The organism is Rhodosalinus sp. K401, from assembly GCF_041365735.1.
Classification (GTDB): Bacteria; Pseudomonadota; Alphaproteobacteria; order Rhodobacterales; family Rhodobacteraceae; genus Rhodosalinus.
Genome location: NZ_JBGFSI010000001.1, coordinates 90,030 through 108,921 on the forward strand (window position 1 = coordinate 90,030; position 18,892 = coordinate 108,921).

An 18,892-nucleotide genomic window follows, 5' to 3' on the forward strand; every position below is an offset into this window, starting at 1 on the left:
GAATGAATTTTCAGATCTGTGCGCCGGTGATCAGGCGCACGCCGCGCTGCCAGGTGGCGTAGGCCCAGGTCCAGTTCATCAGCACGGCGAGGCGATTGCGGAAGCCGATCAGGAAATAGACGTGGGCGAGCCCCCAGAGCATCCAGCCCGGGAAGCCGCGGACCCGGAGCCGTCCCATCTGGGCGATGGCGCGGTTGCGCCCGATGGTGGCCATCGCGCCGCGCCCGCGGAAACGGAACGGACCGCCGGGCGCCTTTCCCGCTGCGCTGCGCGCGATGCGCCGTCCGACATAGGCACCCATCTGCTTGGCGACCGGCGCCACGCCGGGCAGCGGCCGGTCGGCGCCGTCGGGGACATGCGCGGCGGTGTCGCCGATGGCGTAGATCTCGGGATGGCCCGGCACCGTCAGGTCGGGGCCGACGGGGACATGTCCGCCCCGGCCCGGCTCGACGCCGAGCCAGCGCGCGGCCGGCGAGGCCTGCACTCCCGCCGCCCAGATCATCGTGCCCGTCGCGATCCGCTCCTCGCCGACCACCGCGACGCCCTCGGCTATCTCCGTGACGGGCGTGCCGGTGCGCACCTCCACGCCCAGCTCCTCGAGGTCGCGCCGGGCGCGCGCCGACAGGTCGGGGTGGAAAGGCGACAGCACCCGCGGCCCCGCCTCGAGCAGGACCACCCGCGCGCTCGTGGCGTCGATCCGGCGGAAATCGCGGGCGACGGAGCGGGCGAGTTCGGCGATCGCGCCGGCCAGTTCCACCCCGGTCGGCCCGCCGCCCACGATCAGGAAGGTCAGCAGCGCCGCGCGGTCCTCGGAGTCCTCGGCCATCTCGGCCTTCTCGAAGGCCGACAGGATGCGCTGGCGCAGGTGGAAGGCGTCGTCGATCGTCTTGAGGCCTGGCGCGTGCGCGGCCCAGTGATCCTTGCCGAAATACGAGTGCCGCGCGCCGGTGGCGAGCACGAGCGTGTCGTAGCCCACGCGCGCGCCGCGCTTCGTGTGGACGCAGCGGGCCCCGGTGTCGATGCCCGTCACCTCGTCCATGAACACCCGCGCGTTATCCTGGCAGCGCAGGACGCCGCGGATCGGCTCGGCGATCTCGGCCGGCGTCAGCGCAGCCGTCGCCACCTGGTAGAGCAGCGGCTGGAAAAGGTGGTAGTTGTGCCGGTCGATCACGGTGAGATCGACCGGTGCGCGGGCCAGCGCCCTGGCGGCCGAGAGGCCGGCGAAGCCCGCGCCCACGATCACGACGCGGGGGCGTTGCCCGGTCTCCGTGTCGGCATCACGCGGCGACGCGGCGGTCTGGCTGTCGGTCATGGCGGGCTCCTTGCGGTCAGGCGAGATAGTCGTGGACGACCCGGCCGTATGGCAGGGTCATGTCGGCGATCACGTGTTGGCCCTCGACCACGCGGCGCACCGGCAGGTCGGCTAGGGGTGCGTGGACATGGGGCACGAGGTGCAGACGCGCCGGCCCGCGCCAGATGCCCTTCACGTGAATGTCGGTCATCTCGAAGGCCACGATTTGCGCGACCAGGGTCCGGCCGGTGACGCAGGGCAGAAGCTTGAGGTTCACGGTGGTCTTGGCGATCCGGGCCGCGCATTCCTCCGGGTCGCAGGCGAGCCGCTCGGGCTTGTAGGCCATCGTGCCCATCGCGACCCTCTCGCCGGAATAGGCGAGCGTGCCGGTCAGCGTGTCGGCGCGCACGTCGAGCGTGGGCTCGCCCCAGCGCTTGGGAAAGCCCCAGATCTCGCGCCCGGCGGTGATCGGCGGCTCGTCGTTGAGGAACATCATCGCGGTGTAATTGACGGGAACGCCGTCCAGCGTGGCGGGGATGACCAGACCCGACTCGCGGTAGCTTCCGAAACCGGAACTGTCGGGCATGTCGATCCACTCGTAGACGACCGTGCCGGAGCCATCGGGCTCCAGCGGCTCGGGCAGCCAGGCGCGGATCGCTTCCGCGTCGGTCTCGTAGATCACCATGAAATACTGGCGATCGATGAAACGGTAGGGTCCGAACGGGTAGCTCGGATTTCCCGGCGGCATGCCCGCGCGGTCCAGGATTTCGTCTTCCGTCATGTCTCAGGCTCGCTGCGTCTGAAGGGGCCCAGGGCCGGGCCGGGTGTGTCTTTCCTCCAATGCGCTATCGCAACGTCCGGGAAGCGAGCCACACAACTCTCTTCACGGCCGCGCCACGGCCTGAAACATCACTCCGAAAACACGATCCCGCCGCGGGTTCGTGAACGAAGCTGATTGGCCCCAGTCCGCGCACCTGGCGTAAGCTGACGTCGTCGGCCGCCCCGCGACCCCCTGCCCCCCCCAAAAAAAAGCCCCGGAGCAGGTGTCCCGGGTGGCCGGCACGATCTCCCCGTCCCGACCGTCGCAAGACAGGCCTGCCCTCGGCGCGGTCGCCATCGCGCTTCCCACCGCATCGCCGTGCACTGGATCACTTCGCCTCACGATCCTTGGCGCCTCGTTTCAGGGCCGCTGTCCATGCGTGCGAGGGCGTCCATACTGGAGGCAGGAGAGGACCCGCCATGCAGAACCCAACGCCCCGCAGAGGCAGCGAGTCGGACCGCCCGGTCGCCCCATCCAGGAGGGACCCGGAATGACGGCGGGCCTGGCGCTCGCGCTGGCCGTCGCCGCCCTGCTCGGCGCGGCGGCACACCGGGGCGGTCTGTGCACCGTGCGGGCCGTGGCCGAAGTGTTGACGACCCGGCGCGGGCATATCCTTTGGTCCTTCCTCAAGGCGTCGCTCTGGACGACGAGCTTCCTCGCGCTCGCGACGGCGGCCGGCCATGCGCCGCCGCTCGCCGCCCACCCGCTGGACTGGATGACGCTGGTGGGTGGGCTACTTTTCGGCATGGGCGCGGCGCTGAACGGCGCCTGTGCGCTGTCGACCTTCGCGCGGCTCGCAGAGGGGCGCGTGGCCATGGCCTTCGCCCCGCTCGGCTGGCTCGCCGGCATGGCCGCGCTCGCCTATGTCGCAGCCGGTCCGCCGGTGACGGAGCGGTCCATGACCCTGCCCGCCTGGCTGGCGCTGCCGGCGGTCGTCTGGATCGGCGCGGAAGGGATACGCCTCGCACTTCGCCTGCGGCGCGACGGGCTGGGGCCTGGCGGTGCGGCGGCCTGGCCGCTCTCGCTCGCCGTGCTCGTCATGGCCGCCGCCTATGCCGCACTCCTGCTGGCGGGCGTGCCATGGTCCTTCACCTCGACCGCCCTCTGCACGGCGCAGGCAGGGGCGGCAGCGCATTGCGGCGCGCCGGATCTGCTGTGGCTGCTCTCGGGCGCGGCCTTCGCCGGCATGTTCGGCTCGGCGGCCTTGCGCGGCAGTTTCCGGCTGCGGCGCCCGAGGCCCCGAGCCGCCCTCCGGCACCTCGTCGCCGGTGCGACGATGGGCGCGGGCGCGGCGTTGATCCCCGGCGGCAACGACGGGCTGATCCTGTTCGGCCTGCCGTCGCTGTCACCCCATGCCCTTCCCACGTGGCTCGCCATCGTGGCCGGGATTCTCCTGACGCTCGGGGCGATGCGACGGACGGGCGCGCGCCTGCCGCGCATACGCTGCGAGGCGGATGTCTGCCGCGCCGTCCCGTGACGCAGGCCCGCTTCAGCGCCGCAGGACGTGAGCGAGGGCGCCGGAGAGGACGAGACAGGCCGCCCCGGCGACGGCGAACCAGCCCAGATACCACGCACGCCCCGCCATGACGTTCTCCGCGAAGGACGCGGCGAAGGCGGCCTTGCCGAAGTGGACGGCAAGGCAGGCCGCGACCAGCGCCGCCCCACCGAGCAGAAGGATTCCGCGGGGCGGGACACCCGCGAGGCGCAGGCCCAGGAACGCCGCCGCGCCTCCGGCCGCGCCTATGGAGCCGGTCTGCATCGCCCAGACCGGATGGGCGCCGAGCGCCTCGGTCGCGCCGAGCAGCGTGGCCGCGATAAGGGCTGCGGCGATGCCGGCGGTCAGGAGCAAGTCACGTCTGGCGAGGGGCATAACGGTGTCCGATCCATCGTTATTGCAGTTGCGCCGGAGAGCCTCGCAGAGAGGCGACGCCCGCGCCATACCGCGAACCGGATCGTGAACTGGCGCGAGCGGCCCGCTCAGCCGTGACCCAGCGTCCCCTCGTGATGGAGCGTGAGAAGCGCGCGAACGGCCGCCTCCGCGGTCGGGCGCAACTCGGCCGTTCCCGCGCCCGAGCGCGCCGCGAGAATGAGGCCGCGGGCGATCGATGCGGCGAGAGCGGCCGCTGACTCGGGGGACGTCGTGGCCCGCCCGTCCCATTCGGCGGCCTTGAGTCTTGCGGTAATCCGCTCCTCCATCGCATCGTAGCGCGCCGCGAGCTCGCCACGGAAGCGGGGATGTGCGCCCGCAGCGTCCGCAAGGGCGCAGGAGACGAGGCAGCCCGGCGCCTCCTCCCGGTCCGCCGTCGCGAGCGCAATCACGGCCTCGTAGAATGCCGTGAGATCCTCGCGCAGCGCGCCCGCCGGCCCCAGCGCAGCGAGCACCGGCGCGATCCGCGTATCCGCGTAGCGGGCGACCGCCGCCAGAAAGAGCCCCTCCTTGCCACCGAACCGGTCGTAAAGGGTCGCGCGCGGCACCCGCATCTCGCGGCACAGCCTGTCCACCGAGGCGCCGTCGTAGCCCTCTGCCCGGAACAGCCGCACCGCCGCGTCGAGGGCCCGGCCCTCGTCGAACCCCCTTGGCCGGCCGCGGACCCGCGCCTCCCCCATGGATCACCTCTTTTTGAAACGACCATTTCAAAAATAGGTGGATCGACGTGCCCCGGCAAGTTACAGAACGAATGTTCTGAAATGACAGGAGACGCTCATGGCACAGGCTCCCTTGCTCGATATCGAGCCCGCCGACCCCGAAAATACCGATGGCGAGGCCCACGCGCTNAGCCCTCTGCCCGGAACAGCCGCACCGCCGCGTCGAGGGCCCGGCCCTCGTCGAACCCCCTTGGCCGGCCGCGGACCCGCGCCTCCCCCATGGATCACCTCTTTTTGAAACGACCATTTCAAAAATAGGTGGATCGACGTGCCCCGGCAAGTTACAGAACGAATGTTCTGAAATGACAGGAGACGCTCATGGCACAGGCTCCCTTGCTCGATATCGAGCCCGCCGACCCCGAAAATACCGATGGCGAGGCCCACGCGCTCATGGCTGGCGCGAAGCAGAACCTCGGCTTCCTGCCCAACATGTATACCTACATGGCCAAGCTGCCTCCGGTGCTCGACGGCTACCTGCGGACCTATGACGACTTCCGCTCGCAATCGGGCTTCTCCCCCGCCGAGCAGGAGACGGTGTTCCTGACGATCAGCCGGGTGAACGGATGCCACTACTGCACCGCCGCCCACTCGATGATCGCCGACAAGAAATCAGGTGTCCCGGCCGACTCCCTCGCCGCCCTGCGCGATGGCCGGCCGCTGCCGGACCCGGACCTGCAAGCTGTGGCCGCCTTCACCGAGGCGATGGTCGTCTCGCGCGGCAACCCGGGGAAGGCGGCGGTCGACGCCTTCCTCGCCGCAGGCTACGGCGAAAGACAGGTGCTCGGCGTCGTTCTCGCGATCGCCTGCAAGACGTTTTCAAACTACGTCAACCACCTTGCCGCGACGCCCATCGACGATGTGTTCGCCCCCTTCGAGGCGGCCTGACGAGCGGCCCGCCCCGGCCTAGGCCGGGGCGGTCGCGCGCAGGACCAGCTGAAATTCCATGCCGCCCATCGGGTGGCTCTCGGTCGGCAGGAAATTCACCCGCCTCCAGTGGACCATCGCGATCGCACCGAGCATCCTGGCCTTCCCGCGACTATGCCATTGCTCAGCGCATCCCGCATAAACCTTAAAAAAAAGAACCAATCCGGCCGCAGCCGGATCGGGAGAACGAGTTCGCAATGGTGAAGGTGGCGGAGAGACAGGCGGCCTAGGCCGTGTAACAGCATGTTTCGCCAAGTATCATTTGAGGCTGTAGCGCCAATGTCTTAGCCGATTTCCTGTAACACCCTGTTGCGATGGATCGCAGCCGATGCCATTGTCTTTTGGCGGGTAGGAAGGAAATCGCCATGCCAAGGAAAGCGAAAGAGCTCTCGGCCGCGGAGGTGCGCAGGATCGCGCATCCCGGCACGGGCGGCAATCACAACGTGGCCGTGGGCGGGGTGGACGGACTCCAGCTCCAGGTGACGCGGACCGGGGCGCGCTCCTGGCTTCTGCGAGTGACGATCAAGGGCCGGCGGCGCGAGCTCGGGCTCGGGCCATATCCGGACGTGACACTCGCCCAGGCGCGAGATCGGGCGCGCGCGATCAAGCAGGTGATCTGGGAGGGCGGCGATCCTCTGGCCGATCGGCGCCAGCTCACCTTCGCCGAGGCGATGGAGCGGACGCTCGAGGCGCGCACGGCCGAGTTCCGAAGCGAGAAGCACCGCAAGCAATGGCGGGCCACACTCGACACCTATGCGATCCCGATCCTCGGCGACATGGGCGTGGCGGAGATCGACGTTCGGGACGTGCTCCGCGTCCTCGAGCCGATCTGGGCCACCAAGACCGAGACGGCATCGCGGCTGCGCGGCCGGATCGAGGCCGTGCTGTCCTGGGCAACCGTGGCCGGGCACCGGAAGGGCGACAATCCGGCGCGCTGGCGCGGCAATCTGGACGCCGTTCTACCGAAACCGGGCAAGGTGGCGAAGGTGAAGCACTACCCCTCGCTCGCCCTGGACGACGCGCCCGCCTGGTTCGCCGATCTGCGCGGCCGGGAGGGCATGGCAACCCGCGCGCTCGAGTTCGCGGCGCTGACGGCCGCCCGATCCGGCGAAGTTCGCGGCGCGACGTGGCGCGAGCTCGACCTCGAGGCCGGGCTCTGGATCATCCCGGCCGAGCGCATGAAGGCGAGGAAAGAGCACCGCGTCCCGCTCACGGCCGAGGCGGTGGCGCTATTGAAGGCGCTGCCACGGATGCAGGGCAGCGCCTTCATCTTCCCGGCCGCGCGGGGCGGGCCGCTCTCCGACATGGCGCTCAGCGCCGCCATGAGGCGGATTCACGAGGCGCGTGACGGCGGCTATCTCGACCCGCGCTCGGGGCGTCCGGCCGTCCCGCACGGGCTGCGCTCGACCTTCCGCGACTGGACTGCGGAGCGCACGGACTACGAGCGGGATATGGCCGAGCTCGCTCTGGCGCACACGGTCGGGAGCACCGTTGAGCGCGCTTACCGGCGCAGCGACATGATCGAGAAGCGCCGTGCGATGATGGCCGCGTGGGGCCGGTTCCTCAAAGGCGAGGCGGGCGCCAAGGTGATTCACATGGAGGCCGCGCGATGAGCGATGAGCCGCGCTACAATGAGCGAATGACGATGAGCGAGTATCGGATCGCGGCCTGTGACGAGATCGACCTGGAGGCGATTGTATGGAAAGGCCGCGCGGCGCGTTCGTCCTTACTGCAATTCGCAAGTTGCGAAGAGGCCGACAAGGCCGCGCTGCGCGAGATCGACCGGCTCAAGATTGCGGGCATCTACGAGGCCGAGCGCGCGCGGCTGGCGGCGCGTCTAGATCCGCAGCCTGGCGTGTTCGCGGAGATCGCCGCGCGCCTCGAGGCGGGCGAGCTCGGGCCGCTCAACAATTTCCTGCGCGGCTTGAGAAGCCCGGACCCGGACCAGAGGGCGAGGTTCGAGCGCCTTTACGAACAGGCGGAGCTCGCCGGCAAGAGCCCGCGCGAGTGCTGGCGCATCCTGAGCTGCCTGGAGCCGGCGCGGAAGCCGCCAGGCCGGCCGTCTGCCACGCCGCCCTGGCGCAACGTTGTCCAGCACCTCGACGCGATGCGGCTGGCGGTGGCAGGTGGCGCGTCGATCCCGCAAGCCGCCCGTGATGCGGCCGCGGGCGAGGGGCGGGCCGAGGAGGAAAGCCGCGCCCGCTACTTCGAGAAGCTCTATCGCCAACGCGCGGCACTGCGAGAATAAAACCCGGCGGATTTTACTGCCTTTCACAACGCACCGCCGGTTGGGCTTGTCTCTCCCTGTAACAAGGGGAGCCAGCCATGCCCGAAACCTTCCTCCGCGATATTGACCTCGCCGCCCGCTACGGCGTGGCGCGCAACACCATCTGGCGCTGGACACGCGAGCGCCCGGACATGCCGCTGCCTATCCGGCTGTCCCCCGGCTGCACCCGGTGGAAACTCAGCGACCTTGAGGCTTGGGAGGCCGAGAAGGCGGAGGCCGTCGCATGACGGGTTTTCTCCGCATCGAACGCACCGCCCGCGCCACGGGCACGGCGACGTCTCTTACCGAGGCGAAGGCACATCTTCGCCTCGACTTTCCCGACGACGACCCGAAGCTCGACGCGCTTCTCCGCGCGGCCGAGCTGGAGATCGAGCGGCTGGCCTCGCTGGCGGTGGTGCCGCAGACCGTGATCGTGACGGCGCCGCGCTGGCCCGGTGGCGATAGTGACGAGATGAGCCTCCCGATCGGGCCGGTCCTCGAGGGCGCGAGCGTGGCCGTGACGGTGGAGGGCGAGGCATTCGACGCCTTCGAGATCGATCACGGCGAGCGCCCGGTCCTGCGCCTCACCCGCGACCCCGCCGAGGATGAATACTGGAGCCGCTGGCGCTTCGCCTACGCGGCCGGCTGGCCGATTGGCACCGCGCCAAGCGACCTCCGCGCCGCCGTCTGCGAGGCCGCGGGCTGGCTGTTCGACGGGATCGGGCACGATCACCGCGCGCCCGCCCAGGCGCCCGCGCTCAGCCGCGCCGCGGCACGGTATCGGGGAGTGAGGGCATGACCGGCCCCATGACGCGACAGCCGTTCGCCGAGCCCGCCTGGCGGCTCGTGCCGGATTCCGCCTGGTGCGGGACGATGGCTGAGGCCCACAGATGGGCGGCGACCGCGCACGAGAGCTACCGAAAGGCGGTCTGCCTCGCGGCCTTTGAGGCAATGAGCCCCGAGAACCAGCGCGCCTTTCTCCAGTATGTGCAAGGGGATCGCAGATGACCGGGCGTTCGGGGCGTGGGTCGAGGCGAATGATCTCTCCCAACTTGGGAGAGATAAACCGATTAAGCATGATGAGCGAGGACGAGCTGGAGCGCCTGGTTTGGTATCTGCGGCGCGCCACCTTCCGCGCCGGCCTGAATGATTGGGAGCGCCAGTTCGCCGAGGGCATCGCCATGCGCGCCCGCAACCGCAATTGGCGGCCGACGCGGCGCCAGGCCGGGATCATGCGCCAGATCGTGGCCGAGGCGCTGGCCGCGCCCGAGGACGTGGAGGTGATCGAGCAATGAGCATCCGCGCGATAAACTGGGCATTCAACGAGATCGCCTACGGCCGGGGCGGCGACCTCACGCCGAGCGCCGCGCTGACGCTGATCGCGCTGGCCCACTGCCACAACCAGGAGACCGGGCGGTGCGATCCGTCGCTCGCGCGCCTGGCCGAGAAGACCGGGCTCGCCGAGCGGACGATCCGTCTCTCGCTCCGCGCGCTCGAGAAGGCGGGCCTCTTGGCTACTTTCCACAGAAAGGTTCGGACCGACCTCGGCCGTCGCTATCTCCGCAACCGATACAACCTGCGGGGGGCGGCAAGATTTGCCGATGAGGGTGGGGCAGGATTTGCCGCAGAAAGGGAAGATAGGGCACCGAGCGCCTACGACGATCTCGTCATGGCCATAACTCTACCGGAGGAGGAAGCGACCGACGACTGGCGCCCGGCCGCACCGCCGCATTCGCAGAGAAGGAGAAGCGAATGAGCGGAGAGCTGAGCCCCAGGAAGTGGGTGCGCGCGGACGGTTCGCAGCTCGAGCCCGCCGCGCCGCCGCCGGTGCGGCCTGAGACCGATCCGCGCCAGCCCAACCTCTTTTGGGATGGTCCCAATGCCGGGATTCCCGGAGGTTTGCAAAACCGAACCCCCAAGTTAGCAGAATTTGCAATCTGGGAGGAGCTGCCCGACGCGCCCGCCCCCGACCGAGCCATGCACTTTTTGCAACGGCTCTCGATCCCGGAAGGCCCGAACGCCGGGAAGCCGGTGCGCCTGGCGCCGTTCCAAGATCGGTTTGTGCGCGGCGCGCTCGCGCCGGACGTCACGGCGGCCTGTCTCTCGATCGGGCGCGGAAACGGCAAGTCGGCACTGACGGGCGGGCTCGCCCTCGGCGCGCTTCTCGGCGCCTGGGACTCTCAGCCGCGGCGCGAGATCGTCGTGGCCGCGCGCACCCGCGACCAGGCGAGGATCGTATGGGACTTCGCCTGCGGATTCGCGGCCTCGCTCCCGCCCGAGGTCCAGCGCGCGCTCACCTTCCGCAAGTTCCCGAGGCTCGAGATCGAGTTCGACGGGGACGGCGGCGGGCACGTTCTGCGCTGCATCGCGGCGGACGGCAAGAGCGCGCTCGGCGGGGCGCCTAACCTCGCCATCCTGGACGAGAGAGGTCACTGGCAGCTCGACAAGGGCGACGAGCTCGAGCACGCGCTTCTAAGCGGCCTTGGCAAGCGGGGCGGCCGGGCCTTCCTGATCTCTACGAGCGCGCCGGACGATACCCATCCCTTCTCGCGCTGGCTCGATGAGCCGCCGGCCGGCACTTATGTGCAGGAACATCGACCGCCGCCCGGCTTGCCTGCCGACGACCGGGACTCGCTGCTGTTGGCGAACCCCGGCGCCGAGCATGGCATCGGCGCCTCGCTCGACTGGCTCGAGGCACAGGCGCAGCGCGCGATCGCCCGCGGCGGATCCGCGCTCACCACGTTCAGGCTCTACAATCGGAATGAGAGAGTCTCCGGCGAGACGCGCGATCTCCTGCTCACTGTTGACGAATGGTTGAGCTGCGAGGTGACGGAGCTCCCGCCCCGCGAGGGCGCGGTGGTGATCGGGATCGACCTGGGCGACTCGGCGAGCATGACCGCGGCGGCCTTCTACTGGCCCGACAGCGGCCGCCTCGAGGCCGTGGCGTCCTTCCCCTCGCAGCCGTCGCTCCTCGATCGCGGCCAGCATGACGGCGTTGCGCGGCGCTACGAAGAAATGGCCGAGCGGGGCGAGCTCTTCACGATCGGCGAGCGCACCGTCCCGGTCGCGCCCTGGCTGGCCGAGATCATGTCCCGCGTCGTGGACCAGCCCATAGCCGCAATCGTGGCGGACCGATTCAAACAGGCCCAGCTCTCCGAGGCGCTGGCCCGCGCCGGGATCCGCGCGCCGGTGATCTGGCGCGGAATGGGCTTCCGCGACGGGAACGAAGACGCGGAACGCTTCCGGCGGGCCTGCTTCGATGGCCAGGTCCGCGCACTGCCTTCCCTGCTGCTCCGCTCGGCGTTTGCCGACGCCGTGTGCCTCCGCGATCCGGCGAACAACATCAAGCTGGCCAAGGCCCGCAGCTACGGCCGCATCGACGCCGCCGCCGCGACTGTGCTCGCGGTGGCCGAGGGCGCCCGGATCGCGGCCCGGCCGCGCCAGAAAGCGAGGCTGGCATGGGCGTGAAGCGCGACAGCGAATACATCCGTCACTCTCGGCGCGTCACCCGCGGCCCGCGCTGGAAGGCGCTCCGCGCGGCGATCCTCGAGCGGGACGGCTACCGCTGCCGGTCCTGCGGCGCGCGCGGGCGGCTCGAGGTGGATCACGTCGAGCCCGTCAGGTCCGCGCCCGAGCGCGCCTACGACCCCGCGAACCTCCAGGCGCTATGCGCGGCCTGCCACACGAAAAAAACCAGAATCGAGTGCGGCCACGCGCCGCCCGATCCACGCCGGGCGGCGTGGCGCAACCTACTGAAAACACCGATCGAGCACGAAAGGGAATCCAATGCTTGAATCCGTCAAGATCCAACGCCGGCAGAGCGAGGTGCGCCAAGCCCTCGCCGAGCTGGCCGGGGCCGAGGCCCTGACCGACGAGGCGCGCGCGAAGATCGACGCGCTGGACAAGGAGTATGGCGACAACGAGCGCAAGCTGCGCGCCGCGCTCATCGCCGAGGAGGAGGAGCGCCGGGCGGCCGGGCAGGAGCTCGAGACCCGCGACGGCCGCGAATGGGCCGACATGCTCGCTGGCTTCGAGATGCGCCAGGTCGCGCTCGCGCTGGACGAGGGGCGCGTCCTCGAGGGCCAGACGGCGGAGATCGTGCAGGAGCTGCGCGAGAAGGGCGGCTATCGCGGCGTCCCGGTGCCCTGGGAGGCGCTCGAGCAGCGCGTGGGCGAGACCGTCGCCTCGGGCACGCCGGACCCGGTGATGACTCGGCCGATCATCGACAGGCTCTTTCCGCAGTCTGTCGCGGCGCGCCTGGGCGGGCAGATGATCCAGATCGCCAGCGGTCAGGCCGAGTGGCCGGTGACGACCTCGGCCGTCTCGGCGGGCTGGGCGGACGGCGAGACCGGCACGGTCGCCGGGCCGACCGTCTACGCCACGACCGACCGCAACCTGTCGCCGGACCAGACGCTGGGGATCACGATGAAGATCACCCGCAAGGCGATGAAGCAGTCGGGAGCGGCGCTGGAGCAGGCGGTGCGGCGGGACATGGCGGGCGCGATCGCCGCCGAGCTCGACAAGGCCGCGTTCCTGGGCGCGGGCTCGGCCGGCGAGCCGCTGGGCGTGATCGCCGGGGCGGGCACCTACGGCTTGACCTCCACGGCGATCGACGCGACGGCGACCTGGGGCGCCTTCCGGGACGCGATCGTGCGATTCATGACCGCCAACGCGGTTTCCGCGCCGTCCGGTGTGCGGCTGCTGATCCGTCCCGAGACCTACGCGGTCCTCGACGGCGAGTGGTTCGACACCGGCTCGGGCGTCACCGAGTGGGACCGCCTGGTGAAGAACGTGCCCGCGGGCAACATCGCCATGAGCGCCAACGCGCTGGCCGCGCCGTCCGGCTCGCCGGCCGCGGCGACGGCGCTGCTCACGACGAACAGCGGCGGCGTGGCGCCGTTCTTCATCGGCACCTGGGGCGCGGTGGACCTGATCCGCGATCCCTACTCGGACGCGACCTCGGGCGGGCTGCGGCTCACCGCGCTGGCGACGGTGGACATCACGGTGGCCCGCCCGGCGCAGCTCGAGGTGCTGACCGGCATCCAGGCGGCGACGTGATGCTCTGGGGCGGCGTGGCAGACGGCGGCGGGCTCGAGCTGCGCCGCCTCGCATCGGGGGGCGTCCGGCTGGCCGGGCGCTTTCCCTATGGAATCGCGACGACGCTGGGGCGGCGGCGGATGGAGACCGTCGCCCCACGCGCCTTCTCGCCCAGGATCGAGGCGGGCGAGAACATCTGGCTGCTGGTCGGGCACGATCCCGACCGGCCGCTCGCGTCCCGCGAGGCCGGGACGCTCGAGATCGAGGACCGCGAGGACGCGCTCACCTTCACCGCCGAGATCGGGGCGCAGCTCCGCGCGGCGCCTTATGTCGCGGACGTGCTGGGCGGGCTCGAGGCGGGGCTGATCCGGGGCGTCTCGCCGGGCTTCCGGCTGGCCGACGATCCGGGCGCCGAGGACGTGCGCTCCGAGGGCGAGACGATCCTCCGCACGGTCCGGAAGGCGCTGCTCTACGAGCTGAGCCTCGTCACCTGGCCGGCCTACGGCGAGGCGAAGGCGCAAGTGGAGGCGCGGCGCTGGTCGCCGCGGGACGAGCGGCCCGACGCGGGGCTGGGCGGCGCGCATGGCCTCAAAGCGTTCGCGATCCTCGGCCGCCCACATGGCGGCGGCGCGGTCGTCGCGGGTGACCTCGTTTGTTGCAAGTTGCGACAAACGAGGTCGCCGCGGGACGAGCGGCCCGACGCGGGGCTGCAACGCGCAGTCAATCGATGGAGAGCGTGATGATCTGGCCATTCAAGAGAAAGACCGAGCCGGCGCCCGAGACGCGGGCCGGGGGCTTTACCGCGGAGGTGATCCAGGCACGCGAAGCCTACATCTCCGGCGCCCGCGGGCTCGCCGAGCTCACCGCCACGGCGCAGAGCTGCGTCTCTATGTGGGAGCACGCGCTGGCGGCGGCGGACGTGGCCGGGACCGACCTTCTCGACAGGGCGGCGCTGGCCCGGACCGCGCGCTGCCTGGCGCTCCGCGGCGAGGCGCTGTGGCTCATCCGGGATCGGCTGATCCCCTGCATCGACTGGGACGTGAAGACGGCGGACGGGCGGCCGACCGCCTACCGGCTCTCGATCCCGGAAGCGGGGGGCGGGCGCTCGATGACGGCGCTCGCGGCGGAGGTGCTGCACGTCCGCATCGGCGCGGATCCGGCACAGCCCTGGATCGGGACCGCGCCGCTTCGCCGCGCGAGCCTGACGGCCGGGCTCCTGCACACGCTCGAGGCCGCGCTCGCCGAGACCTTCGAGACCATGCCGCTCGGGAGCCAGATCGTGCCGCTGCCCGAGGGCTCGGCGGACGACATGGCGAACCTGCGGGACGCCTTCCGCGGGCGGCGTGGATCGGTGCTGGTGATCGAGGGCGCGGCCCAGGCGGCGGCGGCCGGGCTGCATCCTGGAGAGAATCGGCGTCCCGACGACCTCACGCCCAACCTCGAGCGATCGATGGCGACAGACACGCTCGAGGCCGCGCGCGCCGCGATCTCCCAGGCGTTCGGCGTCCTGCCCGCGATCCACAACCGCTCGGCAACCGGGCCGGTGATCCGGGAGGCCGAGCGGCACCTTGCGACCTGGACGCTCCAGCCGATCGCCGGCCTGATCGCCGAGGAAGCCTCCGCAAAGCTGGGGGGGCGCGTGGCGCTCGACGTGATGCGGCCCCTGCAAGCGTTCGACACCGGCGGGCGCGCTCGCGCCATGTCCGCGATCATCACCGCGCTTTCCCAGGCGAAAGCCGAGGGCATCGATCCCGAGGCCGCGCTCCGGCTCGTGGGCTGGGCGGAGCGCGAGTAGGTGCTGATGGCATCGCCCGAGCTCGCCCGGCAACTGCGCCGCCGTGCCCGCCGCCAGCGTGACGCGCTTCGCGGGCAGCTCGGGCGGCATCGCTACGACGCGCTCGTGGCCGAGCTCGGCCGCGTCGTGTGTCTCGCCCAGGAGGCGGGCGCGACGGCAACGCTTCTCGGGCTCGAGGGACCGCTCCGCCACGCGATCCGGTCCGATCTCTGCCTGCAAGGCTGGCGCTGGATCGATGCGCACCTGGTCGCCTGCGACATGATGGACGAGGTGCTCCGCCGCGTCCGGGCGACCCGGCCGGACTGGTATGAGGGGCAACCGGAGCACACGATCGAGGGCGGCGTGCTGATCGAGCGGACCCGATGCATCCACTGTCACGAGAAGCTGCCCGAGGGGCATCGCAAGTTCTGCGGCGCGCTTTGCAGGTCATCACATCACATGCGCCTGGCGCGGATGCGCGAGGCCAGCGAGGGCGAGGCGGCATGGCTGGCGACCCGCTCGATCTAAGGCGCTACTGCGAGCATTGCGGGGTGCGCCTCCCAGACAACGCGCACCCGCGGCGCGCGTTCTGTTCGGTCAAGTGCAAGAACGCCGTCCTCAACGGGCTGGTCTCCGAGGCGCGGCGGGAGGCACGGGCCGGGCGGAGCTGCCGGCATTGCGGCGGGCCGATCTCCGACGATCTGCGGGCGGACGCGGTGTTCTGCTCGGGGGCCTGCCAGCGCGGGGCTCGCATCGCGCGTAGGCGGGTAGAACGGGCCCGCGCCGCCGAAAGGTCCGACTAAGATATTGATAATAAATGCGAAATCTAGATGTAGTGGCGGAGAGACAGGGATTCGAACCCTGGAGACGGTTTCCCGCCTACACGCGTTCCAGGCGTGCGCCTTCGACCGCTCGGCCACCTCTCCGTGGAGATGGTGTTTGCCTCAGGCGCGCGCGCGATGCAAGGGGGCGCTCAGTCGGCGAGGTGCAGCGTCACGCGTCGGTTCTGGCGGCCCTTCTTCTCGATCTTGCCGAGGCGCAGCCCCCCGATCTCGCCGGTGCGCGCCACATGGGTGCCGCCGCAGGGCTGAAGATCCACCTGGTCCTCGCCCGCGCCGATCCGGACGAGACGCACCCGCCCCGCGCCGCTGGGCGGGGCGACCGACATGGTCTTGACGAGGCCGGGTTTCGCGGCGAGCTCCTCGTCGGTGATCCAGTCCTCGGTCACGGGAAGATCGCGTGCCACCAGCGTGTCGAGCTCCGCCTCGAGCGCGGCCTTGTCTTCGGGCGCCTCGGGCATGTCGAAATCGAGCCTGCCCTTGCCCTCGCCGATGGCGCCGCCCGTGACCGGCAGCGGCAGGACCACCGACAGCAGATGCAGCGCGGTGTGCACCCGCATGTGCGCGTGCCGCCGCGCCCAGTCGAGGGTCTGCACGACCGCCGCGCCCACCGGCGGTCGCGCCGCGTCGCCATCGTCAGGCACGAGCACGATCGCGTCCCCCTCGCCCTTGACGGTTGTGGCCACGCGCAGCGCCCCACCCTCCCATTCGAGCGTTCCGCTGTCGCCCGGCTGCCCGCCCCCGGTGGGATAGAAGAGCGTGGCGTCGAGCACCACGCCGCCCTCGGGCGTCACCGCCGCGACGCGGGCGGGGGCGGTCTTGAGGTAGGGGTCCTCGCGGTAGAGAAGACGTGTCATGGGCCTGTCGGTCTCCTTAGGATTGGGGGGCGCGGCGGCCTCTGCCTCAGGCCTCGCGCGCGACGGGGGACCCGCCGTCCTGCGGCGTGCTTTCGTCGGGAGAGGCCGCCGCGGGGGGCGGCGGCGCGCCCTTGAGCAGCGTCTCGGGGTTTTTCAGCCACACGTCGCGCTGCGGGAAGGGAATCTCGATCCCCTCCTCGGCGAAGCGTTGGGCGATGTCGTGGTTCATGTCGGAATGGACCGAAAGCATCCAGTTCACGTCGCGCAGGATGGCGCGGATCTCGAAATCCAGGGAATTGTCGCCGAAGCCCTTGAAGAGAACGGCGGGCGGTGGATTGACCAGCACCATGGGATGATCCTCGGCCACGTCCATGAGGATCTTTTCCACCTTGCGGGTGTCGGTGCCGTAGGCCACGCCCACGGGCACGATCACGCGGCCGATCGTGTTCCCGCGCGTCCAGTTCGTCACCACCCCCGAGACGAGATCGGCGTTGGGGATCACCACGTCCGTGCGGTCGAACGTCTCGATGCGGGTGGAGCGCACCGAGATCGCGCGCACATATCCCATCTGCCCGTTGACCTCGATCCAGTCGCCCTCGGAGACCGGGCGCTCGATCAGCAGGATGATGCCCGAGACGAAGTTCTCGACGATCGTCCGCAGCCCGAAGCCCACGCCGACCGAGAGCGCGCCCGCGACGATCGCGAGACCGCTGAGATCGATCCCCGCCACGGAGACGGCAAGCAGACCTGCGAGAAAGATGCCCACATAGCCCACGCCCGAGACGATGGCGTTGCGCCCGCCCACGTCGATCTTCGTCTTGGGCAGGATGGAGTTGCGCAGCGTGCCCTGCAGCAGGCGCGTTCCGAGATAACCCAGCAGGAAGACGATCAGGAGGGTGAGGAAATCGCTGAGCGTGATGCGCGTCTCGCCGAGGACGACCCCCTCGCGCAGCGTCGCCCAGAACTCGGTCAGATCGGCCACGCGCGCGCCCCAGACGAGCGCGATGAACGGCAGCGCGAGAAGGCTCAACAGCATTCCCAGCATGACCGGAATCAGGCCCTCCGGATCGGCCTCGGTCCGCTTGGTGACGAGCCGGTAGACGTCGCGCACGAAACGCTGGAGGATCAGCACGATCCCCGCGATCGCGAGGGTGAGCACCCAGGGGTAGATCACCTCCGCCGCGGCGCGGTAGCCGATGCCGGCCAGCACCGGTGCGGCGACGGCGACCACCATGGAAATCCGGCCCGCGAGGCGGATCAGCCGGTGATGAAAGACCTCTTCGCCATCATCTTCGGGCTCCGCGCTGTAGTTCGACAGGATCTGCCCCAGCCGGAAAAGCACGAGCCCGACGAGGGCGATCACGGGAAAGGCGAGGACGGAAACGGATTCGGGCGCGTAGTTCTCCAGTTCGATGATGCGGCCCAGAATCAGGTGCAGGACCATCAGAAGAGCCAGCGCAGACGTGTACCACCGCGCCTCGAAGCGCGCGGTGCCCTCGATCGGGATGATCGCCTCGCGCTCGTGCTGACTGAAAAGGCGCAGACCGATCCAGCGATAGCCCAGAAGCAGCGCCGCCGCGCCCGGCAGCAGCGACAGCAGAAGCTCGCCGCGCACCCCGGCCCCGCCCCCGTCACGCAGCGCCAGCACGATGGTGGAAAAGCCCACGAGCGGCAGGATGATGGTCCCCAGCGAGACCAGCGTGGTCCACACGCCGGTGCCGCGCCGCGTGCTCTGTCGCAGCCGCGCGCCGGCGATCCGAACCCAGCGCGGGCCGCGCAGCGCAAGCAGAAGCCCCACGGCGATCATGCCGAGCGTCACGGGCGCGCGGTCGCGCATCTGCGCGCGTACGGTGGGAGACGCCCAGTTTTCGCGGAATTCGCGCTGCAGCGCGACCGCGGAGCGCGACAGATCCTCCAGCGCATCCGGCCAGTGGATCGGGTTCAGCGGACTGGGCCCGAGCGAGCGAAGTTCGCGCAGCTGGCGCTGGCGGATCGTGCCGTCGATCTCGCGGATCAGCCCGTCCGCGCGCTTGAACGCTTCCTCGGCCCTGAGCACCGGTGCGAGCAGCCCCTCGAGCTGGGTGCGCAACTCGGCGCGCCGCGCGGCGATCTCATCGCTTTCGGTGCCGTCCTCGGGCACGGGGCCGAGCGCGGCGAGCTGGGTGCGCAGGGTCGCGATCCGCGCGGCATTCTGGTCCTGCGCCTCGATGAAGCGCATCCGCCACTCCGCGATCTGCCCGCGAAGATCCTCCAGCGCCTCGTTCGACGCGCGCCCGGCCTCCACGACCTGTTCGGCGCGATCGGCCACCGTGGCCCAGCTTTCGTAATCGATGGGGCCCGCCGGGGCATCCTGCGCAAGCGCGCCGACCACCATCCAGAAAAGGACGGCCGCGGCAAGCGCCGTGGCGCGGATCATCCCGAACGCGGATCTCGACATG

At 70.4% G+C, this 18,892-nt stretch carries 20 protein-coding genes and 1 tRNA gene; 14 read left to right on the forward strand and 7 right to left on the reverse strand.

Annotated elements, in window-relative coordinates; translation table 11 throughout:
* Window positions 1-10: 10 nt before the first annotated feature.
* Both AB6A66_RS00440 and AB6A66_RS00445 read right to left on the reverse strand, forming a co-directional pair.
* Window positions 11-1,312 (reverse strand): NAD(P)/FAD-dependent oxidoreductase, encoded by a 1,302-nt coding sequence (locus tag AB6A66_RS00440; RefSeq protein WP_371054346.1) that lies wholly within the window; start codon window positions 1,310-1,312, stop codon window positions 11-13.
* A gap of 16 nt (window positions 1,313-1,328) precedes the next feature.
* Window positions 1,329-2,072, reverse strand: a complete 744-nt coding sequence (locus AB6A66_RS00445) for an acetoacetate decarboxylase (protein ID WP_371054347.1) — start codon at window positions 2,070-2,072, stop codon at window positions 1,329-1,331.
* A 529-nt stretch (window positions 2,073-2,601) separates the two neighbouring features.
* On the opposite strand from AB6A66_RS00445, the gene AB6A66_RS00450 reads away from it, so the two are divergent.
* Window positions 2,602-3,588 (forward strand): YeeE/YedE thiosulfate transporter family protein, encoded by a 987-nt coding sequence (locus AB6A66_RS00450; protein WP_371054348.1) that lies wholly within the window; start codon window positions 2,602-2,604, stop codon window positions 3,586-3,588.
* A 12-nt stretch (window positions 3,589-3,600) separates the two neighbouring features.
* Here the strand turns inward: AB6A66_RS00450 and AB6A66_RS00455 are convergent, their stop codons facing one another.
* Together AB6A66_RS00455 and AB6A66_RS00460 are read right to left on the reverse strand one after the other, a co-directional pair.
* The gene (locus AB6A66_RS00455; protein WP_371054349.1) at window positions 3,601-3,960 is read right to left on the reverse strand and encodes a hypothetical protein; all 360 of its coding nucleotides are present in this window, start codon (window positions 3,958-3,960) and stop codon (window positions 3,601-3,603) included.
* A 128-nt stretch (window positions 3,961-4,088) separates the two neighbouring features.
* A complete protein-coding gene (locus AB6A66_RS00460; RefSeq protein WP_371054350.1) occupies window positions 4,089-4,718 on the reverse strand; it encodes a TetR/AcrR family transcriptional regulator in 630 nt (209 codons plus the stop codon).
* A gap of 357 nt (window positions 4,719-5,075) precedes the next feature.
* Between AB6A66_RS00460 and AB6A66_RS00465 the strand changes: the two genes are divergently transcribed.
* The 13 genes from AB6A66_RS00465 to AB6A66_RS00525 all read left to right on the forward strand — a co-directional run bounded on the left by AB6A66_RS00465 (window position 5,076) and on the right by AB6A66_RS00525 (window position 15,286).
* The gene (locus tag AB6A66_RS00465; protein WP_371054351.1) at window positions 5,076-5,642 is read left to right on the forward strand and encodes a carboxymuconolactone decarboxylase family protein; all 567 of its coding nucleotides are present in this window, start codon (window positions 5,076-5,078) and stop codon (window positions 5,640-5,642) included.
* 404 nt (window positions 5,643-6,046) lie between these two features.
* Window positions 6,047-7,294 carry a tyrosine-type recombinase/integrase gene (locus tag AB6A66_RS00470; RefSeq protein ID WP_371054352.1) on the forward strand — a complete coding sequence of 416 codons (1,248 nt, stop codon included), beginning with the start codon at window positions 6,047-6,049 and terminating at the stop codon, window positions 7,292-7,294.
* Complete coding sequence (locus tag AB6A66_RS00475; protein WP_371054353.1) at window positions 7,291-7,929, forward strand: hypothetical protein; 639 nt, start codon at window positions 7,291-7,293, stop codon at window positions 7,927-7,929. The genes AB6A66_RS00470 and AB6A66_RS00475 overlap by 4 nt, the downstream gene beginning before the upstream one ends.
* A gap of 77 nt (window positions 7,930-8,006) precedes the next feature.
* Complete coding sequence (locus AB6A66_RS00480) at window positions 8,007-8,195, forward strand: helix-turn-helix transcriptional regulator (RefSeq protein WP_371054354.1); 189 nt, start codon at window positions 8,007-8,009, stop codon at window positions 8,193-8,195.
* A complete protein-coding gene (locus AB6A66_RS00485; RefSeq protein WP_371054355.1) occupies window positions 8,192-8,746 on the forward strand; it encodes a hypothetical protein in 555 nt (184 codons plus the stop codon). The genes AB6A66_RS00480 and AB6A66_RS00485 overlap by 4 nt, the downstream gene beginning before the upstream one ends.
* Window positions 8,747-9,026: 280 nt before the next feature.
* Window positions 9,027-9,242 carry a hypothetical protein gene (locus tag AB6A66_RS00490; RefSeq protein ID WP_371054356.1) on the forward strand — a complete coding sequence of 72 codons (216 nt, stop codon included), beginning with the start codon at window positions 9,027-9,029 and terminating at the stop codon, window positions 9,240-9,242.
* Complete coding sequence (locus tag AB6A66_RS00495) at window positions 9,239-9,703, forward strand: helix-turn-helix domain-containing protein (protein WP_371054357.1); 465 nt, start codon at window positions 9,239-9,241, stop codon at window positions 9,701-9,703. Before AB6A66_RS00490 ends, AB6A66_RS00495 begins: the two co-directional genes overlap by 4 nt.
* A complete protein-coding gene (locus tag AB6A66_RS00500; RefSeq protein ID WP_371054358.1) occupies window positions 9,700-11,415 on the forward strand; it encodes a terminase large subunit domain-containing protein in 1,716 nt (571 codons plus the stop codon). The genes AB6A66_RS00495 and AB6A66_RS00500 overlap by 4 nt, the downstream gene beginning before the upstream one ends.
* A complete protein-coding gene (locus tag AB6A66_RS00505; protein ID WP_371054359.1) occupies window positions 11,406-11,741 on the forward strand; it encodes an HNH endonuclease in 336 nt (111 codons plus the stop codon). The genes AB6A66_RS00500 and AB6A66_RS00505 overlap by 10 nt, the downstream gene beginning before the upstream one ends.
* Complete coding sequence (locus AB6A66_RS00510; protein ID WP_371054360.1) at window positions 11,734-13,005, forward strand: phage major capsid protein; 1,272 nt, start codon at window positions 11,734-11,736, stop codon at window positions 13,003-13,005. Before AB6A66_RS00505 ends, AB6A66_RS00510 begins: the two co-directional genes overlap by 8 nt.
* Window positions 13,005-13,724 (forward strand): HK97 family phage prohead protease, encoded by a 720-nt coding sequence (locus AB6A66_RS00515; RefSeq protein ID WP_371054654.1) that lies wholly within the window; start codon window positions 13,005-13,007, stop codon window positions 13,722-13,724. Before AB6A66_RS00510 ends, AB6A66_RS00515 begins: the two co-directional genes overlap by 1 nt.
* Entirely contained in the window at window positions 13,724-14,779 is a 1,056-nt protein-coding gene (locus tag AB6A66_RS00520) for a phage portal protein (RefSeq protein WP_371054361.1), read from the forward strand. The genes AB6A66_RS00515 and AB6A66_RS00520 overlap by 1 nt, the downstream gene beginning before the upstream one ends.
* Window positions 14,780-14,785: 6 nt before the next feature.
* Entirely contained in the window at window positions 14,786-15,286 is a 501-nt protein-coding gene (locus tag AB6A66_RS00525) for a hypothetical protein (protein WP_371054362.1), read from the forward strand.
* A 308-nt stretch (window positions 15,287-15,594) separates the two neighbouring features.
* Here AB6A66_RS00525 and AB6A66_RS00530 read toward each other — a convergent pair.
* From AB6A66_RS00530 to AB6A66_RS00540, 3 genes are all read right to left on the reverse strand, one after another.
* Window positions 15,595-15,684: transfer RNA gene (locus tag AB6A66_RS00530), tRNA-Ser, on the reverse strand.
* 47 nt (window positions 15,685-15,731) lie between these two features.
* Window positions 15,732-16,454 (reverse strand): alanyl-tRNA editing protein, encoded by a 723-nt coding sequence (locus AB6A66_RS00535; RefSeq protein ID WP_371054363.1) that lies wholly within the window; start codon window positions 16,452-16,454, stop codon window positions 15,732-15,734.
* A 46-nt stretch (window positions 16,455-16,500) separates the two neighbouring features.
* Window positions 16,501-18,891: a DUF3772 domain-containing protein gene (locus tag AB6A66_RS00540; RefSeq protein WP_371054364.1), complete on the reverse strand. Its 2,391-nt coding sequence runs from the start codon at window positions 18,889-18,891 to the stop codon at window positions 16,501-16,503.
* Between the last annotated feature and the right edge of the window lies 1 nt (window position 18,892).

What these genes read in the sequence shown, in the direction of transcription:
- AB6A66_RS00505 (WP_371054359.1), top strand. Translation starts at nt 11,406, where the DNA reads ATGGGCGTGAAGCGCGACAGCGAATACATCCGTCACTCTCGGCGCGTC.
- AB6A66_RS00535 (WP_371054363.1), bottom strand. Translation starts at nt 16,454, where the DNA reads ATGACACGTCTTCTCTACCGCGAGGACCCCTACCTCAAGACCGCCCCC.
- AB6A66_RS00485 (WP_371054355.1), top strand. Translation starts at nt 8,192, where the DNA reads ATGACGGGTTTTCTCCGCATCGAACGCACCGCCCGCGCCACGGGCACG.
- AB6A66_RS00500 (WP_371054358.1), top strand. Translation starts at nt 9,700, where the DNA reads ATGAGCGGAGAGCTGAGCCCCAGGAAGTGGGTGCGCGCGGACGGTTCG.
- AB6A66_RS00475 (WP_371054353.1), top strand. Translation starts at nt 7,291, where the DNA reads ATGAGCGATGAGCCGCGCTACAATGAGCGAATGACGATGAGCGAGTAT.
- AB6A66_RS00460 (WP_371054350.1), bottom strand. Translation starts at nt 4,718, where the DNA reads ATGGGGGAGGCGCGGGTCCGCGGCCGGCCAAGGGGGTTCGACGAGGGC.
- AB6A66_RS00525 (WP_371054362.1), top strand. Translation starts at nt 14,786, where the DNA reads ATGGCATCGCCCGAGCTCGCCCGGCAACTGCGCCGCCGTGCCCGCCGC.
- AB6A66_RS00445 (WP_371054347.1), bottom strand. Translation starts at nt 2,072, where the DNA reads ATGACGGAAGACGAAATCCTGGACCGCGCGGGCATGCCGCCGGGAAAT.
- AB6A66_RS00480 (WP_371054354.1), top strand. Translation starts at nt 8,007, where the DNA reads ATGCCCGAAACCTTCCTCCGCGATATTGACCTCGCCGCCCGCTACGGC.
- AB6A66_RS00490 (WP_371054356.1), top strand. Translation starts at nt 9,027, where the DNA reads ATGAGCGAGGACGAGCTGGAGCGCCTGGTTTGGTATCTGCGGCGCGCC.
- AB6A66_RS00520 (WP_371054361.1), top strand. Translation starts at nt 13,724, where the DNA reads ATGATCTGGCCATTCAAGAGAAAGACCGAGCCGGCGCCCGAGACGCGG.
- AB6A66_RS00450 (WP_371054348.1), top strand. Translation starts at nt 2,602, where the DNA reads ATGACGGCGGGCCTGGCGCTCGCGCTGGCCGTCGCCGCCCTGCTCGGC.
- AB6A66_RS00515 (WP_371054654.1), top strand. Translation starts at nt 13,005, where the DNA reads ATGCTCTGGGGCGGCGTGGCAGACGGCGGCGGGCTCGAGCTGCGCCGC.
- AB6A66_RS00465 (WP_371054351.1), top strand. Translation starts at nt 5,076, where the DNA reads ATGGCACAGGCTCCCTTGCTCGATATCGAGCCCGCCGACCCCGAAAAT.
- AB6A66_RS00440 (WP_371054346.1), bottom strand. Translation starts at nt 1,312, where the DNA reads ATGACCGACAGCCAGACCGCCGCGTCGCCGCGTGATGCCGACACGGAG.
- AB6A66_RS00510 (WP_371054360.1), top strand. Translation starts at nt 11,734, where the DNA reads ATGCTTGAATCCGTCAAGATCCAACGCCGGCAGAGCGAGGTGCGCCAA.
- AB6A66_RS00540 (WP_371054364.1), bottom strand. Translation starts at nt 18,891, where the DNA reads ATGTCGAGATCCGCGTTCGGGATGATCCGCGCCACGGCGCTTGCCGCG.
- AB6A66_RS00495 (WP_371054357.1), top strand. Translation starts at nt 9,239, where the DNA reads ATGAGCATCCGCGCGATAAACTGGGCATTCAACGAGATCGCCTACGGC.
- AB6A66_RS00470 (WP_371054352.1), top strand. Translation starts at nt 6,047, where the DNA reads ATGCCAAGGAAAGCGAAAGAGCTCTCGGCCGCGGAGGTGCGCAGGATC.